Consider the following 17,287-nt stretch of genomic DNA (forward strand, 5'->3'; position numbering starts at 1 on the left):
CTCGCTGGCCGAAACCCTCACGGCTCCACCCTGGTCGAAAGAAGCCTGGCGTGCTGAATGAGCGCTGTGCATAACCTGGTCATTCCTTTCCTCAGCCGGTCGTCCCTGAAATCGCCCTCGTCGTCGAAGGCATCGCCGCCGTTCGGCACGGAAACCTGCGGCGCGATCACTTCCATGCCGATATGCGAGAGCACCGCCCGCAGATGGTTTGCCGACCGGATGCCGGCGAAATGGCCGTTGGACGACGAACATATCGCCACTACCTTGCCCGGATAAGGCTTCAGCGGCCTGCCGGCATCCCTGCTCACGCGGCTCACCCAGTCGATCGTGTTCTTCACCAGCGGCGGTATGGAGCCGTTGTATTCGGGCGTGCAGATCAGGAGGGCGTCGTGTGCGGCGAAGAACCGTGCGAGTTTCATCGCGTTCTCCGGAATGCCCTTCTCCTTCTCGAGATCCTCGTCCATGATCGGCAGCGGATAGTCGCCGAGCGAGATGCGGGTCACCTCGGCGCCCTGCATCGCCAGTTCCCTTGTCGCCGCATCGGCGGTTCTGCCGGAATAGGCGCCGCTCCTGATCGATCCTGCGAAGACGAGAATCCTGGGTGTCATCGATCGTCCGCTCTGCGAATCTGCAAACGGCTTATAGGGATTCGGCGGCGGCAAGGAAACCGCATTTGCGCGGCGAGGGAGCGCGTATGTCGCGTATCCTTTGGCGACGGCTCTGGATACGTGCGCCTACCGTCTTCTTCGGCGGCGGGAAGGTAGCGAGTCCGATCGGCTCCGCCTGCACCAGCCAGACGGCCGCGCGCCGGACCCCCAAACGCCCCAATTGTCGCGAATGGATGGAGAACTGACGATGCGTCTGACAAATCAGGAGAGACGGCGAATGTTCGCTATGCGTGAGACCGCCTGCGGTAGATCCACAGCCGCGTCGGCGGAATGTTGCGGATGACGAAATCGAAATGCTCCACCGTATAGGCGCCGCGTCCCGGCGGGATGGGTGACCGCGGTCCGTAGGTGAGCTGGACGACCGGCCGCCCGGCGGGGATGCGCGTCAGCAGATCCTCCAGATAGGCGACGCGCTGGGAGACGGGAAAATTCAGCAGCGGAACGCCGGAAATGACGGCATCGAAGACCATGTCCCTCCGGTCGCCCAGAGTCTCGTCGAGTTTGAAGGCGTCGCCCTGGATGACGTTCACCTTCGGAAACAGCCTGCGGACATGCGCGGCGAAATCCTGCGAGAACTCGATCGAGTAGAGGTTCTCGGGCGCGACCCCGCGGTCCAGGATCGCCTTGGTTATGACGCCCGTGCCAGGACCGAGTTCCAGGACCGGAAGGCCGGAGGAAAGGTCGATGACCGAGGCCATGCGCCGGGCGGTCACGGAACTGGTGGGTATGATGGAGCCGACGGCCTTGGGCTTGTCGAGCCAGCCCCGGAAGAAGCGGAGTTCGTCGTCGAAACGTCCGGCGAGGCCTTTCAGCACTGCATTGCCGCGCGCCATTGGTGTTCTCCTGTGCGCTGCCCCGCCCCACCAGGATATAGGAAGCCATTGCGGGCTTTTACACCGTCCAGGCTCCCCGTCGCTCTTTGATCGTGTGAACGTGTGAGTGCTCCGGCGGTTCAGTTTCCGAACGACTCGAAGAAGTCCTTCATGCGGTTGAAGAACCCGTTCGACTGCGGGCTGTTCTCCTTGGACGACAGTTCCTCGAATTCCTGCAGCAGCTCTCGCTGGCGCTTGGACAGGTTCTGCGGCGTTTCCACCGCAACCTGGATGATGAGGTCGCCGACCGCGTTCTGGCGCAGCACGGGCATGCCCTTGCCCTTGACCCTGAACTTGCGTCCGTTCTGGGTGCCTTCAGGGATCTTGACCCGCGTCTGAGTGCCGTCGAGCGTCGCCACCTCGAAGGAACCACCCAGCGCCGCCGAGGTCATCGAGATCGGCGCCGTGCAATAGAGGTTCTCGCCTTCGCGCTGGAAGAACTCGTGCGGGGCAACCGACAGGAAGATGTAGAGATCGCCGGACGGGCCGCCACGCATGCCCGCCTCGCCCTCGCCCGTGAGCCTGATGCGCGTGCCATCCTCGATCCCGGCCGGAATGTTGACCGACAGCGAGCGTTCCTCGGTGACGCGGCCCTGGCCGGCGCACTTCTCGCACGGGTCCTTGATGATCTGGCCGCGGCCGTGGCAGGTCGGGCAGGTTCTTTCGATGGAGAAGAAGCCCTGTGCGGCGCGCACCCGGCCGGAGCCCGAGCACATGGCGCAGGTGACCGGCTGCGTGCCGGGCTTCGCTCCGGAGCCGGAGCACTCGGTGCAGGTTACCGAACTCGGCACGTGGATCTGCGCCGTCTTGCCGGAGAAGGCTTCCTCCAGCGTGATTTCCATGTTGTAGCGGAGATCGGCGCCGCGCTCGCGCCCACCGCTCGAGCGGCGCCGGCCTCCGCCCATCATCTCGCCGAAGATGTCCTCGAAGATGTCTGAGAAGCCGCCCGCGCCTGCGAAGCCCGCGCCGCCGCCCATGCCACCCTGCTCGAAGGCCGCGTGTCCGAAGCGGTCGTAGGCGGCGCGCTTCTGGGGATCCTTGAGGAACTCGTAGGCCTCGTTGATTTCCTTGAACTTGCGCTCGGCATCCGCATCGCCGGGATTGCGGTCCGGATGGCACTGCATGGCCAGCTTGCGGAATGCCGCCTTGAGTTCCTTTTCGTCGGCGCCCTTCTGTACGCCCAAGGTCTCGTAAAAGTCGGCCTTCATGGTTCTGGGAGTGTCCTGGCAATCGAGAGAAAGATCGGATGTGCGGCGTCGCGACCCGCAGGCCCCGATTTAGTGACAGCTTGCACGTCGCGCCATAGCACAGCGGCAAAGAGACGGAAATTTTCCTCCGTTTCGCCGCTTTTTAACTCCCGCGCCCTGTTTGGGGAACCTAGACCACGCGTGCCTGCGACGTGCCGGTCATGCGCGAGGAAGTTCCTCCGCCGGCCAGGCCGTTGATGAGCTTCGCCATCGGCCGCTCGAAATAGCGGTCCGACAGGATCGAGACGGCAATCACCAGCAGCGCCGGAAGGAACCAGTAGACGTAGAAGTCGACGTAGCCGAGCGGTTCGAGCAGCTTCTTCCACAGCACCGCGATGAACAGGGACTCGATCACCGGGTGAATGAGATAGATGCCGAGCGACACCTTGCCGACCGGGTGCAGGAACCAGAGATAGCTCGAATTCTCCGGTTCCGTGCGCTCGGCCAGCGCTGCAAGGTACATGGCGGCGCCGAGCAGCGCCACCACGACGTAGGCCGGCTGCAGCGTGGCCATCGCCACGATCGAGATGGCAAACATCGCCCAGCCCGGCACGTGGCTGCGTAGCCGCCAGCGGCTGTCGCGGACCGCCATGGCGACCAGCGCGCCCAGCGCGAAGTCGGCAAAGGCCCTGTAGGCACCCCAGGTGTCGGCCCGGAGCCAGCTTTCGAAGGGTATCACGCCCGCCGCCGTCGCCGCCTCCAGCGCCACGATGGCCACCAGCGAGATCGCCGCCAGCCCCGGCTTGCCGCCAAAGCGGAAGGCAAGCACGATCGCCGGCAGCAGCAGGTAGCAGAACCATTCCGCCGACATCGACCAGGAGACGTAGTTGAAGGTCAGAAGGTCGGTGAAGCCCCAGGCGTGCATGAGGAGGAGATTGGCCGGCAGCGCGCTCCATGCATAACGCTCCGGGCTGTCCGAATGCACCAAGCCGAGATCGACGGCAAAGGCGATTGCGACGAAGAACGCAAGCGTCGCGAGATAGAGCGGATAGAAGCGCGCGATGCGGCGGACGAGGTAGCGGCGGAACGAGCCGGGCTCGGTCAACAGAACGTCGCCGTAGCGCTCCATGATCAGGAAGCCCGAGATCATGAAGAACATCTCCATCAGCGGCATCAGCCGATAGAGGAAGGCGCTGACGTCCTCCGTTCCCGGCGGCGCGAAACGCATGAAATGCCACATCATGATCGAGATCGCGGCAATCAGCCGCCATGTCTCGAAGATGCGATAGTGCATGTGCCCGGCCCTCGCTCACGACCCGTATGCTCGTGGGGGATGTGTAGGCAACGAGCTATCGCCAGTCGACCTTAAGCTCCTGTTAAGCTTAACCACCGGCCTGGTAGGACCCAAAACGCGAAAAGCCCGGCATCGGCCGGGCTTTTCTTAGCGACTGTGGAGGCTGATCGCGATCAGGCCGACTTCTTCTTGTCGTCGTCGTCGATCTCCTCGAAGTCGGCGTCGACCACGTCCTCGCCGGACTTGGAAGCGTCGGCCTTGGCGTCTGCTTCCGCGGCCTCCGCCTGGCTGGCCTCGTACATGGCCTGGCCGAGCTTCATCGAGGCTTCGCCGAGCGCGGTGCTCTTCGCCTTGATGTCTTCGAGGTCCTCGCCCTCGAGCGCCGTCTTCAGCGCAGCGATGGCATTGGAGATCGCGTCGCGGTCGTCCTCGGAGACCTTATCGCCATAGTCCTTGAGCGACTTCTCGGCGGAGTGGACCAGAGCCTCGCCCTGGTTCTTTGCCTCGACCAGCGCGCGGCGCTTCTTGTCGCCCTCGGCGTTGGCCTCGGCGTCCTTGACCATCTTCTCGATCTCGGCATCGGAGAGGCCGCCGGACGCCTGGATGCGGATCTGGTGCTCCTTGCCGGTGCCCTTGTCCTTGGCCGAGACGTTGACGATGCCGTTGGCGTCGATGTCGAAGGTGACCTCGATCTGCGGCACGCCGCGCGGAGCGGGCGGGATGCCCACCAGGTCGAACTGGCCGAGTATCTTGTTGTCGGCCGCCATTTCGCGCTCGCCCTGGAAGACGCGGATCGTCACTGCCGACTGGTTGTCCTCGGCCGTGGAGAAGGTCTGCGACTTCTTGGTCGGGATCGTCGTGTTGCGGTCGATCAGGCGGGTGAACACACCGCCGAGCGTCTCGATGCCGAGCGACAGCGGGGTCACGTCGAGCAGCAGGACGTCCTTTACGTCGCCCTGCAGCACGCCGGCCTGGATAGCGGCGCCCATGGCCACGACCTCGTCCGGGTTCACGCCCTTGTGCGGCTCCTTGCCGAAGAACTGCTTCACGACCTCATGCACCTTGGGCATGCGGGTCATGCCGCCGACGAGCACGACCTCGTCGATCTCGGCAGCCTTCACGCCGGCATCCTTGAGCGCCGCCTTGCAGGGTTCGATCGTGCGCTGCACCAGATCGTCGACGAGCTGCTCGAACTTGGCGCGCGTCAGCTTCATGGTCAGGTGTTTGGGACCCGACTGGTCGGCCGTGATGAAGGGCAGGTTGATCTCGGTCTGCGCGGACGAGGAAAGCTCGATTTTAGCCTTCTCGGCCGCTTCCTTCAGGCGCTGAAGCGCGAGCTTGTCGGAGCGCAGGTCGATCCCCTGGTCCTTCTTGAACTCGTCGGCGAGATAGCCGACCAGCCGCATGTCGAAGTCCTCGCCGCCGAGGAAGGTGTCGCCGTTGGTCGACTTCACCTCGAAGACGCCGTCGCCGATCTCCAGGATCGAGATGTCGAAGGTGCCGCCGCCGAGGTCGTAGACCGCGATGGTGCCGGCCTTCTTCTTGTCGAGACCATAGGCGAGCGCGGCCGCCGTCGGCTCGTTGATGATGCGCAGCACTTCGAGGCCCGCGATCTTGCCGGCGTCCTTGGTGGCCTGGCGCTGGGCGTCGTTGAAGTATGCGGGAACGGTGATGACGGCCTTGTCGACCTTCTCGCCGAGGTAGGATTCGGCCGTTTCCTTCATCTTCTGGAGCGTCATCGCCGAGATCTGGGAGGGCGAATACTTGCTGCCGGCGGCCTCTACCCAGGCGTCGCCATTGTCGGCCTTGACGATCTTGTAGGGGACAAGCTTCTTGTCCTTCTCGGTCACCGGATCGTCGTAGCGGCGGCCGATGAGGCGCTTCACCGCGAAGATGGTGCCTTCAGGGTTGGTGACCGCCTGGCGCTTGGCCGGCTGGCCGACGAGCCGCTCGTCGCTGTCGGTGAACGCGACGATGGAAGGGGTGGTGCGGGCGCCTTCCGCGTTCTCGATCACCTTGGCGTCCTTGCCGTCCATGACGGCCACGCATGAATTGGTCGTTCCGAGATCGATACCGATTACTTTAGCCATTTTCTTCTCTCCGCTAAGCAGGCTGCCAGGACCCGTACCGGCATTCCACACGGCAGCCCCTGTTTCAGGAAACAGCCCCCTCCCCATGCGATTCCGGCACGGCTCAGAAGCGTTGCGGCGTATATAAGAACAGGATTTTTATCGCGCAAGCGCGGCCCTGGAATGCTTTTTCGCCGGATTCGAGACTTCGCGAACGGCGAGCGAAGCGCTTCTCCTGGCCGACGGTTGGATGCCACTCGGCAAACCCGCTCTCCCTCCCCATATCCCTTCCATGAATGCGACACCCGATCTCGACTTCTTCGAACAGCGCCGCCACCGCGCGATGAACGCGCTGCACACCTGGCTGCTCGGCGCCGGTAGCCTGGCGCTTCTCGCCGTCACCGCCTTCGTCTTCGCCGGCGGCACCGGCGTGGTCTACGCGCTTGTTTTCGGAGCGGTGTCGATGTGGATGATGCGGCGCGTCAGCCCGCAGATTGTGCTTTCGATGTATGACGCTCGCAAGGTCACCCGCCGCGAGTTTCCGGAAGGCGTGGCGCTGGTGGAGGAACTGGCCCGCCGCGCGAAGTTGCCGTCGGTTCCGGTGCTGCACGTCGTGCCGTCCCGCCTGATGAATGCCTTCGCGGTCGGCCGCCTGGAGGATTCGGCCATCGCCGTCACCGACGCGCTGGTACGGCGGATGACAACCCGCGAGCTCGCCGGCGTGCTGGCCCACGAGATCAGCCACATCGCCAACGAGGACGTGAAGGTCATGGCCTTCGCCGACATGGTCTCGCGCTTCACCTCGGTCATGTCGACGGTCGGCATCTTCACGCTGGTCCTCAACGTGCTTGGCTTCGCAGGCGGCTACGAGGCGCAGGTGCCGTGGCCGGCGGTCCTGATCCTGATCGCGTCGCCGACGATCGGCGGGCTCCTGCAACTCGCGCTGTCGCGCACACGCGAATACGATGCCGACCTGAACGCCGCCGTCCTCACCGGCGATCCGGACGGACTCGCCTCCGCCCTGCTGAAGCTCGAACGGGCGCAGCGCCGTATCTGGGAAGGCCTGGTGCTGCCGGGCAGTCGCATGCCGGACGCCTCGGTGCTGCGAAGCCACCCGATCACCGAAGAGCGCATCCGGCGCCTGATGGCGCTGAAGTCCGCGCGCGGCCTGCCGGAACCGTCGCCGATGGTGGAAGCGCTCACGCAGCCGCCGCGGCCGCGACGCAGCTTCATACCGGACGCCGGGCGCGCGCGTCGCCCGGTCGATTATCATCGCATCGCCTCGCTGATGGCGGCCGATCATCCGGTCGCGGCCGAGCGCCACGACAGTCCGTCTCATGATGGGCCGCTGGCCGAGCCCGACGGCCCGCCGCGCCTGCGCATCCGCCGCGGCGGGCTGTGGTGGTGAACTACCGCTGGCAGACGGGACAGTAGAAGGTCGAGCGCCCGGACTGCACGATCCGCTGGATCACGCCGTTGCAGGTGAGCTTCGGGCAGGGCTCTCCCTCGCGCCCGTAGACGGCGAAGGAATGCTGGAAATAGCCCAGCGATCCGTCGGCATGGACGTAGTCGCGCAGCGACGAGCCACCGGCCTCGATCGCGTCCGCAATCACCTCCCGCACCGCCGTCGCCAGCCGATCCGCCGCCTTCGTCGGCGCGCCGCTCTTCGCCACCAGCGTGCCCGCCAGGCGGCGCGGCGAGAGGCCTGCGCGCCAGAGTGCCTCGCAGACATAGATGTTGCCAAGTCCGGCGATCAGCCGTTGGTCGAGCAGCGCCGCTTTCAGCGGCGCGCGCTTGTCGCGGAAGAGGCGGGCGAGAATCTCGCCGCCTAGCTCGTTCCCGGTCGGCTCGATCCCCAGATCCGCAAGCAGCGGATGATCCACGAGATGTCCCGGCTCGGCGAACAGCATGAAGCCGAAACGGCGCGGATCGTTGAAGACGATGCGGCTCAGCCCGCCCGTGCGCTCCTCGAGGTGGAACACGACATGATCGTGCGCCGCCGCCTTCGAGCGCTCGTGGAGGAACTCGCCGGGAACCACGGCGGTCTCGCCGGCCTCGATGCGCCAGGAGCCCGACATGCCGAGATGGCTGATGAGGCCAAGTCCGTCGTCCAGATGGGCGATCAGGTATTTCGCCCGCCGCGACAGCGCCTCGACCCGGCGCCCGGTGAGACGGCCGACGAAATCCGGCGGAAAGGGGAACCGCAGGTCCGGCCGGCGCTGCTCGACGGCCAGGATACGCGCGCCTTCCAGCGTCGGGGCAAGCCCGCGCCGGACGGTCTCGACCTCGGGAAGCTCAGGCATGCAGCAGGTTTTCGGGCAGGAACGACGTGCCGTGCCTGCCCGGCGCCAGCCCGAGGTGCTCGGCAACGGTTTCGCCGATGTCCGCGAAGGTCTGGCGCACGCCGATCGGACCGTCCGCGTAGCCCGGCCCGAAGCAGAGCACGGGCACGCGCTCGCGGGTGTGGTCGGTGCCCTTCCAGGTTGGATCGCAGCCGTGATCGGCCGTCAGCACGAGCAGGTCGCCGTCCTCCAACTTCGCCAGCGCCTCGGGAAGCCGCCGGTCGAAATCCTCCAGCGCCGCCGCGTAACCTGCGACGTCGCGCCGATGGCCGAAGAGGGAATCGAAATCGACGAAATTGGCGAAGACCAGGTCGCCGTCGCGCGCGTCGTCCATGGCGCCGAGCGCCTTGTCGAACAGCGCCATGTTGCCCGCGGCCTTGCGCACCTCCGAAATCCCCTGATGGGCGAAGATGTCGCCGATCTTGCCGACCGCGATCACCTTTTGCCCGGCACCGGTGACGCGGTCGAGCAGCGTCGGTTCGGCCGGCGGCACGGCATAGTCGCGCCGGTTGGCGGTGCGCTCGAAATCGGCCGCCGTCTCGCCGAGGAACGGTCGTGCGATCACGCGTCCGATGTTGAGCGGGTCGACGAGCTTTCGCACGATTTCACAGAGATCGTAGAGCCGTTCGAGCCCGAAATGGTCCTCGTGCGCGGCGATCTGGAACACTGAATCCGCCGAGGTGTAGCAGATCGGCTTTCCGGTACGGACGTGCTCCTCGCCGAGCCGGGCGATGATTTCCGTCCCCGAGGCATGGCAGTTGCCGAGAATGCCCGGGAGTTTCGCCTGCGCGATGATCGCGTCGGTCAGGGCCTTCGGAAAGGACGGCGTCTCGTTGGGGAAATAGCCCCAGTCGAAGGGCACGGGCACGCCGGCGATCTCCCAGTGCCCGGAGGGGGTGTCCTTGCCGCTGGAGACTTCCTCCGCCGCACCGAAAAACCCCTTCGGTTGTGTCGTGGCGAGGCCCTCCGGATAGGAGCCGGATGCCAGGGCGGCGGCTTCGCCCAGGCCCAGCGCCAGCATGTTCGGGACGTTCAGCGGCCCGCTGCGCAGGCCCGGCCGGTCCGCTTCGCCCCGCGCAGTAGCTCGTGCGATATGGCCGAGCGTGTCGGAACCGAGATCGCCGAATGCCTCCGCATCGGCGGCGCCGCCGATGCCGAAGGAATCGAGCACGAAGAGAAAGGCGCGGGCCATCAGGAAAAATCCGCCTCCGGAGGGAAAAACGACTGCACAGATAGGAATGAAGCCGGCAATTGGCAATTCGTAAACCAAACGGCAAGCCCGCGACGTCATAGTGCGACCAAACCAGACGAGTCGAGATCGACTATGATTCGCATGATGTTCACGGTCCTGGCTGGCGCGCTTGCTGTCGCGGTCGGCACGTGGCCGGAGGCTTCCGCGCAGGAAGTAGCCCGGGGGGATGGCTTACGGATCGGGATGCTCGGCTCCGGCTCGGCCGTCGATGGCGCGTCGGCGATCGAGCGGGCCTATTCGCAGGCGCTCGGCATGCCGGTCACCGTCTTCGCGGCCCCCGACTTCCCGACGCTGATCGAGGCGCAGGTCCGATCCGACATCGACTACGCGATCTATACCGCGGGCGCCTATGCGGTCGCGTGGAAGCTATGCGGATGCATCGATCCGCTGGTGGCGCCGTCGGCGCGCGACGGCGCGAACGGGGCGAAGGCGGTCCTGATCAGGCGGAAGGGCGCAACGGCGCCCGACGCGCCGGACATGGCGGCCGGGCCGCGCGGCGCGGTCGGCGTCCTTGCCATCGCGGACAAGAGGGGCGGCGCGAACAACAAGCCCCTGGAGACCGCAACCGCATCGGAAGCCGAGAGGTCATTCGTCGCGGGCGAAACACAGGAATTGCTAGGCTGGGTGCTTGACCGCCCGATTGGCGGCCCGGACCTATCCAGCGGGACGCTCGGCCGTCTAGCGGCGGCGGGAGTGGATGCCCAACAATTCGAAATCGTCTGGACGTCCGAGACCCTCCGCTTTGGCCCCCACGCGGTCCGCAACGACCTGCCGGACGACCTCAAGGCCAGGTTGCGCGACTTCCTGGTCAACCTCAAGCTCACGGAGCCCGATCTCTACGAGTACCTGGAAACGGAACGGCAAGGCGGTTTCGTGCGGGTGTCACCCGACGATTATGCCCCCGCCGTAGCGCTGGTCGAAGCTATCCTGAAACAATAGCCGGCGACTACATCACCGCGCCGATCTGCCAGGGCACGAACTCGGAATCGCCGTAGCCGAGGTCTTCGGACTTCGTCCGCTTGCCCGAAGCGACGGCGAGGATTTCGGCGAATATCGCCTCGCCCTTCTCTCGCACCGATACACCTTCGAGGATGTCGCCGCAGTTGATGTCCATGTCGTCGACCATGCGCTCGTACATCGGAGTGTTGGTGGCGAGCTTGATCGAGGGCACCGGCTTGCAGCCATAGGCGGAGCCGCGTCCCGTCGTGAAGCAGAGCACGTTCGCCCCACCCGCGACCTGGCCGGTCACCGAGACCGGATCGTAGCCGGGCGTGTCCATGAAGACGAAACCCTTCTCCGTCACGGGCTCGGCATATTCGTAGACGGCATTCAGCGTGGTCGAGCCGCCCTTGGCCGCCGCGCCGAGCGATTTTTCGAGGATGGTCGTCAGCCCGCCGGCCTTGTTGCCCGGAGACGGGTTGTTGTTCATCTCGCCGCCGTTGCGCGCGGTGTAGTCCTCCCACCACTTTATGCGCTCGACCAGCTTCTCCCCCACCTCTCGGTTTTTCGCGCGCCGGGTCAACAGGTGCTCGGCGCCGTAGATCTCCGGCGTCTCGGAGAGGATGGCCGTCCCTCCATTGTGCACCAGGATGTCGGCTGCGACTCCCAGCGCGGGGTTGGCCGTGATGCCGGAATAGCCGTCAGACCCGCCGCATTGCAGCGCCAGCGTCAGTTCCGATGCGGGAATCGTCTCCCGCGTCGCCGCGTTTGCGGCGGCGACCATTCCGCGGATGCGCTCCAGCCCCTGCTCGATGGTCTTCTTGGTCCCCCCGCTCTCCTGGATGGTCATGGTGCGGAAGGTTTCGCTCTCCTCGATGCCGTAAAGCTGCTTCATGCGGCCGATCTGGAACACCTCGCAGCCGAGCCCGACGAGCAGCACACCGCCGAAGTTCGGGTTTGCCGAATAGCCCCATTGCGTACGCTTGAGCAGTTCGAAGCCCTCGCCGGAGCCCGCCATGCCGCAGCCGGTGCCATGGGTGAAGGAGACGACGCCGTCGACGTTCTCGAATTCGTCCAGCATGCCCGACCGCGTCGCCGCCTCGGCCATGAAGCGGGCGACGGAGGCCGAGCAGTTCACGGACGTCAGGATGCCGACATAGTTGCGCGTCCCAGCCTTGCCGTTGGCGCGTCGAAAGCCTTCGAACGTCGCCTGTTCCTCGACCGGCAGGATGTTCTCCGGCCGCGCGGCATCGGCGAAGCGGTAGTCGCGGGCGAAATCGTGCATCTCGACATTGTGCTCGTGCACCCAGTCGCCCGGTTCGATCTGCTTGGAGGCGAAGCCGATGATCTGCCCGAACTTCATCACCGGTTCGCCGAGGGCGATCGGCCGCGCGGCGATCTTGTGGCCGAAGGGAATGCGCTGGCGCGTGACGATCCCCGGCGCGATGCCGGCGCCCGGCTCGATCCTACCGGCCGCGACGACGATGTTGTCGTCGTCGGCGAGACGCAAGGTGCGTGCGAGGGTGTGCGTGGCGTCCATCGGTTTCGTTCCTCCCTGACCGGCGACCTTGCGTCCGCCATCCGGTCCTGCGGCTGTTTCCTCCCGTCTACAGCTTTTGCCGCGCGCATGCCATGTCGTTCCAGCGGCAGGACGCGGCGCCGGCCTGCTTGCCCCGGTCCGCAGGCCGTGTAGACAGGAAGGACTGTTCGAAGTCGCCGACGGGAGACATTGCTTGACGCGCCGCTACTCGGCTTTCAGCCTGTTCCGGGAAGGACTGCGCGGCCACACGGGGTGGCAGCCGGCCTGGCGCTCGCCCGACCCGAAGCCGGCCTACGACGCCGTCATCATCGGCGGGGGCGGGCACGGACTGGCGACGGCTTATTACCTCGCGAAGAACCACGGCATGCGCAACGTCGCGGTCATCGAGAAGGGGTGGCTCGGCGGCGGCAACACCGGGCGCAACACGACCACGATCCGCTCGAACTACTTCTATCCCGAGAGCGTCGCGCTCTACGACTTCGCGCTGAAGCTCTACGAGGGGCTGGGGCGGGAGCTGAACTACAACATCATGTTCTCGCAGCGCGGCGTGGTCACCGTGGCGCATTCGGAAGCCGAGATGGAGATCGCCGCGCGCATCGTCAACGCCATGCAGATCAACGGCACGGACGCCGAACTGCTCGGCCCCGACGCCGTGTTCGACAAGGCGCCGCTGCTGAACCGCGGGCCGAAGGCGCGCTATCCCGTCTTCGGCGGGGTGTGGCAGGGGCGCGCCGGGGTCGCCCGCCACGACGCCGTCGCCTGGGGCTATGCGCGCGCCGCCGACGGTTTTGGCGTCGACATCATCCAGAACTGCGAGGTGACCGGCTTCATCGTCGAGAACGGCCGCTGCGCCGGCGTCGAGACGAGCCGGGGATCGATCCGCGCCGGCGCGGTCGGGCTGGCGGTCGCAGGCCATTCCGGCGTGCTGGCGGAAAAGGCCGGCTTCGCGCTGCCGATCCAGTCCTATTCGCTGCAGGCGATGGTGTCGGAACCGGTGAAGCCCTGCCTCGATACCGTGGTGCTCTACCTCGGCACCGGCACCTATCTCTTCCAGTCCGACAAGGGCGAGATCGTGGTCGGCGGCGGTCTCGACCGCGTGCCCTCCTACGCCCAGCGGGGCAATCCGCCGATGCAGCGCACCGTGCTGTCGGGCATGCTGGAGATGTTCCCCTCCTTCGGGCAATTGAAGATGCTCAGGCAATGGGCCGGAAACGTCGACGTAGTGCCGGACTCCTCGCCGATCATCGGGCCCTCCCCGCTGCCCGGGCTCTTTCTCAACTGCGGCTGGGGCACCGGCGGCTTCAAGTCCATCACCGCCGGCGGGTGGCTGATGGCTCACCTGATCGCCACCGGCTCGCATCACGAGATCAGCCGCCCCTTCGACCTCGACCGCTTCGCCACGGGGCGCCTGGTCGACGAGGCGGCCGGCTCCGGCATCGCGCACTGAGGGGCGGGTCATGCAACGTTTTCCCTGTCCTTTCTGCGGCCCGCGCGACGAGACGGAGTTCCACTTCGCCGCCGAGGCCGGCAAGACGCGGCCCGAGCCGGCGGGCGAGGTCGGCGCGGAACGCTGGGCCGAATATCTTCACCTGAAGAAGAACCCGAAGGGCCCAACGCGCGAAATCTGGGTGCACACGACCTGCGGCGAGTTCTTCCTCATGGAGCGGGACACGCTCACGCATCAGGTGGCCGGCTCGTCGGCGCTGGGGGTCCAATCGTGACCAGCCGCCGCATCGAGGGTCCCAGCACCTCGCCGCGCGAACTGCGGTTCAGTTTCGACGGCAAGGCCCTGACCGGCCGCGAGGGCGACACGGTCGCCTCGGCGCTGCTGGCCAACGGAGTGCGGATCGTCGGGCGAAGCTTCAAGTATCACCGCCCGCGCGGCATTTTTGGTGCCTGGACCGAGGAGCCCAATGCCGTCGTCGACGTCGCGCTGGACGGGGTGCATACGCCCAACGTGCGCGCCACGACGCAAAGCCTCGCCGAGGGAATGGAGGTCCGTTCCGTCAACACCGGAGCGGGTGCAGAGAAGGACCGCAACGCGCTGATCGACCGGTTCGGACAATTCCTGCCTGCCGGCTTCTACTACAAGACCTTCCTGTGGCCCGACTGGCACATGTTCGAGCCGCGCATCCGCGCGATGGCGGGGCTCGGCCGGCTCGATCCCGCGACGGAGCCGCCGGCCGACTGTCCCCTGATCAGCGCCCATTGCGATCTGCTAGTTGTTGGCGCCGGCCCGGCCGGCCTGGCGGCGGCGCGCTCGGGCGTTGCGGGCGGGAAGCGCGTGATGCTTGTGGACGACCAGGACCGGCCCGGCGGATCGCTGCTCCACCGCGAGGCGGCGATCGACGGACGGCACGGCACGGAATGGGCAGAGACGATGACCCGGGATCTGGCCAGTGCCGGCCACACCATCATCGCAAATACGACCGCGTTCGGCATCTACGACCACAATCTCGTCGCGCTGTGGCAGCGCCGGCCCGAAGCGCCCGACGCGCTGTGGCACGTTCGAGCGAAACAGGTCGTGCTCGCCACTGGCGCCATCGAGCGGCCGCTGGTGTTTCCCGACAACGACCGTCCCGGCGTCATGTCGGCGGAAGCCGCCCTGGTCTATCTGAGGCGCCACGGCATACTCGTCGGCGAGCGCATCGTGCTCGCGACGAACAACGACAAGGCACATGCGGTCGCCGTGGCCCTGCGCGAAGCCGGCGCATCGGTGGTCGTGGCCGACACCCGGCAGTCGGCGCAGACCGGAGCGGATGTCCGGTCGGGCGCGAGGATCGAATCGGTGCACGGGACCGGCGGCGTGAAAGCCGTGATCGTTGGCGGCGAGCGCATCGAGGCCGACTGCCTCCTCGTCTCGGGCGGCCTCACGCCCACCGTGCATCTCTTCTGCCAGGCCGGCGGGAAACTGCGGTTCGACGAGAGCATCGCCGCCTTCGTTCCCCGCGACCCGCTTCCCGGCATCGTGGTCGCCGGCGCCGCGAACGGCCGCTTCGCCCTGTCGGAGGTGCTCGCCGAAGGACACCGGGCGGGTGGCGGAGGCGGCGAAGTGCCGAAGGCTGATGCGCAGGACGAATCCTACGGGATCGAAGCCGCGTGGCCGGCGCCCGCCGGCAAGGCGCGGCAATGGGTCGACTTCCAGAACGACGTCACCGTCAAGGACATCGAACTCGCCGCGCGCGAGAATTTCCGCTCCGTCGAGCATCTGAAGCGCTACACGACGCTCGGCATGGCGACCGACCAGGGCAAGACGTCCAACATGAACGGGCTCGCCGCCATGGCCGCCATCACCGGCCGCACGATCGCCGAGACGGGAACCACGACCTATCGCCCGCCCTTCGTGCCGGTGCCCTTCACGGTGGTGGCCGGGCGCCGGCGCGGCGAGTTCTTTAATCCCGTGCGACGGCTGGCGCTGGAAAACGAGCATCGCGCGAGCGGCGCGGTGTTCCGCGAATATGGCGGCTGGCTGAGACCGGCATGGTACGGCAGCGGGCCCGGGGCCGATGAGGTCGCACGCGAAGCGCGGCAGGCGCGCGAGACGGCCGGCATCCTCGACGGCTCGCCGCTCGGAAAGATCGAGGTGATCGGGCCGGACGCCGGCGCGCTGGTCGACTACAATTCCTATCAGACGATCTCGACGCTGAAGCCCGGCCGCATCCGCTACGGCTTTATGCTGACCGAAAGTGGCGTGATCTACGACGACGGCGTGGTCTCCAAGGTCTCGGACGAGCACTACGTCGTCTCCTGCTCCTCGGGACACGTGCCGGGCGTAGTCGCGCGGCTCGAGGAATGGCGGCAGGACCGGTTCGACCGCAGCCGCGTCTTCATCCACAACTCCACCCCGCAATGGGCGACGCTCACGGCCACCGGCCCGCGCTCGCGCGACCTCGTCGCGGCGCTGTCGCTCGGCATCGATCTGTCGGACGAGGCACTCCCCCACATGGGTTTCGCCGATGGAAGCTTCGCCGGCGGTCCGGCGCGCGTGGCGCGCGTCTCCTTCACCGGCGACCGCTCCTACGAGGTCTCCGTGCCGTCGTCCCGCGCGAAGGCGCTCAACGATGCGATTCAGGAGGCGGGGCGGACGCTGGAGGCGGTCGCGCTCGGGTCGGAGGCGCTGCTCATGCTGCGCGCCGAAAAGGGTTACATCATCGCCGGCAAGGACACCGACGGCACGACCATGCCGCACGACCTCGGGATCACGGGTCCGCGCGACAAGCGCAAGGGAGAGTTCGTCGGCAAGCGCTCGCTGTTCACGGAGAATGCGGTGCGCGAGGACCGGCCGCAGGGCGTCGGGCTGACGGCGCCCGATGGCGCGCCGCCGCTGCCGACCGGCACCCATGCCATCGAGACCGCCGGCGGCCGGCGCCGCTCGATTGGCTTCGTCACCTCGAGCTACATCAGCCCTTCGCTCGGCCGGCCGATCGCGCTCGCACTCGTCGAACGGGGGTTGTCTCGCATGGGCGAGGAGATCGAGTTCTTCCATCTCGGCCGTACGATGAGAGCGACCATCGCGCCGGTCTGCGCCTTCGATCCCGAAGGAGCGCGCATCAATGGCTAGACGAGCGACGAGCGCGCCGGCTCCTCAGGGTTTCAGCGCCGGCTACGACGCAGCGGAAAAATGGACGCCCTATCCGGACTGGAGCAAGGCCGGCATCGCGAGGGAAGGGTGGTCGGCGCGGCCTGTACCGATGATTTCGCAGGTGCTGGTGAGCGGCGATCTTGCGGAAGCGCGCCGAATCCACGCCCCGCAAACGGCCAAAGCCGGCCTGTGGAGCATTGCGACGGGCGATCCGTATCTCGTCCGCCTCGCGCGCGACCGCGCCCTTTTGGTCTCCAGCGAGCCCCTCGCCATTCCCCTCGGCTGGAACGAGGGCTGGGCCGCCAGTGCTGCGGGCGACGCCTTTTTCGTGGTGGACATCGAAGGACCGTCGATGCGGGCGGTGGTCGCGGAGGCGACAGGCGCCGATCTCGTTGCCGGAAGCCCGTCGGCAGCCCTGCTCTTCGCCGGCATTAATGCGATCCTTTACCGCATGGCCGAGGATCGCGCCCGCATCCACGTCGAGGCCGGCTTCGGTCCCTATCTATGGCGGTGGCTGGAAGAGCGGCGCGACTGAGGCCGCA

At 66.6% G+C, this 17,287-nt stretch carries 14 protein-coding genes; 6 read left to right on the plus strand and 8 right to left on the minus strand.

Annotated features, from left to right (window positions below; genetic code table 11):
* Window positions 1-17: 17 nt before the first annotated feature.
* The 5 genes from ABGN05_RS08155 to dnaK form a co-directional block, all read right to left on the minus strand.
* Window positions 18-608: an NADPH-dependent FMN reductase gene (locus tag ABGN05_RS08155; protein WP_367953513.1), complete on the minus strand. Its 591-nt coding sequence runs from the start codon at window positions 606-608 to the stop codon at window positions 18-20.
* A 284-nt stretch (window positions 609-892) separates the two neighbouring features.
* Entirely contained in the window at window positions 893-1,501 is a 609-nt protein-coding gene (gene pmtA / locus ABGN05_RS08160; RefSeq protein ID WP_367953514.1) for a phospholipid N-methyltransferase PmtA, read from the minus strand.
* A 119-nt stretch (window positions 1,502-1,620) separates the two neighbouring features.
* Window positions 1,621-2,748, minus strand: a complete 1,128-nt coding sequence (gene dnaJ / locus ABGN05_RS08165) for a molecular chaperone DnaJ (protein ID WP_367953515.1) — start codon at window positions 2,746-2,748, stop codon at window positions 1,621-1,623.
* 169 nt (window positions 2,749-2,917) lie between these two features.
* A complete protein-coding gene (locus ABGN05_RS08170) occupies window positions 2,918-4,021 on the minus strand; it encodes an acyltransferase family protein (RefSeq protein ID WP_367953516.1) in 1,104 nt (367 codons plus the stop codon).
* Between the two features lie 173 nt (window positions 4,022-4,194).
* Window positions 4,195-6,111: a molecular chaperone DnaK gene (gene dnaK, locus ABGN05_RS08175; protein WP_367953517.1), complete on the minus strand. Its 1,917-nt coding sequence runs from the start codon at window positions 6,109-6,111 to the stop codon at window positions 4,195-4,197.
* Between the two features lie 271 nt (window positions 6,112-6,382).
* On the opposite strand from dnaK, the gene ABGN05_RS08180 reads away from it, so the two are divergent.
* A complete protein-coding gene (locus ABGN05_RS08180; protein WP_367953518.1) occupies window positions 6,383-7,498 on the plus strand; it encodes a zinc metalloprotease HtpX in 1,116 nt (371 codons plus the stop codon).
* Window position 7,499: 1 nt separating this feature from the next.
* Here ABGN05_RS08180 and mutM read toward each other — a convergent pair whose 3' ends face one another.
* Window positions 7,500-8,393 (minus strand): bifunctional DNA-formamidopyrimidine glycosylase/DNA-(apurinic or apyrimidinic site) lyase, encoded by an 894-nt coding sequence (gene mutM, locus ABGN05_RS08185; protein WP_367953519.1) that lies wholly within the window; start codon window positions 8,391-8,393, stop codon window positions 7,500-7,502.
* Window positions 8,386-9,624 (minus strand): phosphopentomutase, encoded by a 1,239-nt coding sequence (locus ABGN05_RS08190; protein WP_367953520.1) that lies wholly within the window; start codon window positions 9,622-9,624, stop codon window positions 8,386-8,388. Before ABGN05_RS08190 ends, mutM begins: the two co-directional genes overlap by 8 nt.
* A 132-nt stretch (window positions 9,625-9,756) precedes the next feature.
* Between ABGN05_RS08190 and ABGN05_RS08195 the strand changes: the two genes are divergently transcribed.
* Window positions 9,757-10,623: a phosphate/phosphite/phosphonate ABC transporter substrate-binding protein gene (locus ABGN05_RS08195; RefSeq protein WP_367953521.1), complete on the plus strand. Its 867-nt coding sequence runs from the start codon at window positions 9,757-9,759 to the stop codon at window positions 10,621-10,623.
* 7 nt (window positions 10,624-10,630) lie between these two features.
* Here ABGN05_RS08195 and ABGN05_RS08200 read toward each other — a convergent pair whose 3' ends face one another.
* The gene (locus ABGN05_RS08200) at window positions 10,631-12,163 is read right to left on the minus strand and encodes a UxaA family hydrolase (RefSeq protein ID WP_367953522.1); all 1,533 of its coding nucleotides are present in this window, start codon (window positions 12,161-12,163) and stop codon (window positions 10,631-10,633) included.
* 193 nt (window positions 12,164-12,356) lie between these two features.
* Between ABGN05_RS08200 and ABGN05_RS08205 the strand changes: the two genes are divergently transcribed.
* Genes ABGN05_RS08205 through ABGN05_RS08220 form a run of 4 tightly spaced genes read left to right on the plus strand, consistent with a single transcriptional unit; the run spans window position 12,357 to window position 17,280 of the window.
* Window positions 12,357-13,610 (plus strand): sarcosine oxidase subunit beta family protein, encoded by a 1,254-nt coding sequence (locus ABGN05_RS08205; protein ID WP_367953523.1) that lies wholly within the window; start codon window positions 12,357-12,359, stop codon window positions 13,608-13,610.
* Window positions 13,611-13,620: 10 nt separating this feature from the next.
* On the plus strand, window positions 13,621-13,884 hold the full coding sequence (locus tag ABGN05_RS08210; protein WP_367953524.1) for a sarcosine oxidase subunit delta: 264 nt from the start codon (window positions 13,621-13,623) through the stop codon (window positions 13,882-13,884).
* On the plus strand, window positions 13,881-16,724 hold the full coding sequence (locus tag ABGN05_RS08215; protein WP_367953525.1) for a sarcosine oxidase subunit alpha family protein: 2,844 nt from the start codon (window positions 13,881-13,883) through the stop codon (window positions 16,722-16,724). The genes ABGN05_RS08210 and ABGN05_RS08215 overlap by 4 nt, the downstream gene beginning before the upstream one ends.
* On the plus strand, window positions 16,717-17,280 hold the full coding sequence (locus tag ABGN05_RS08220; protein ID WP_367953526.1) for a hypothetical protein: 564 nt from the start codon (window positions 16,717-16,719) through the stop codon (window positions 17,278-17,280). Before ABGN05_RS08215 ends, ABGN05_RS08220 begins: the two co-directional genes overlap by 8 nt.
* Window positions 17,281-17,287: the final 7 nt, after the last annotated feature.

This window comes from Aquibium pacificum (genome assembly GCF_040839445.1).
Lineage (GTDB): Bacteria > Pseudomonadota > Alphaproteobacteria > Rhizobiales > Rhizobiaceae > Aquibium > Aquibium pacificus.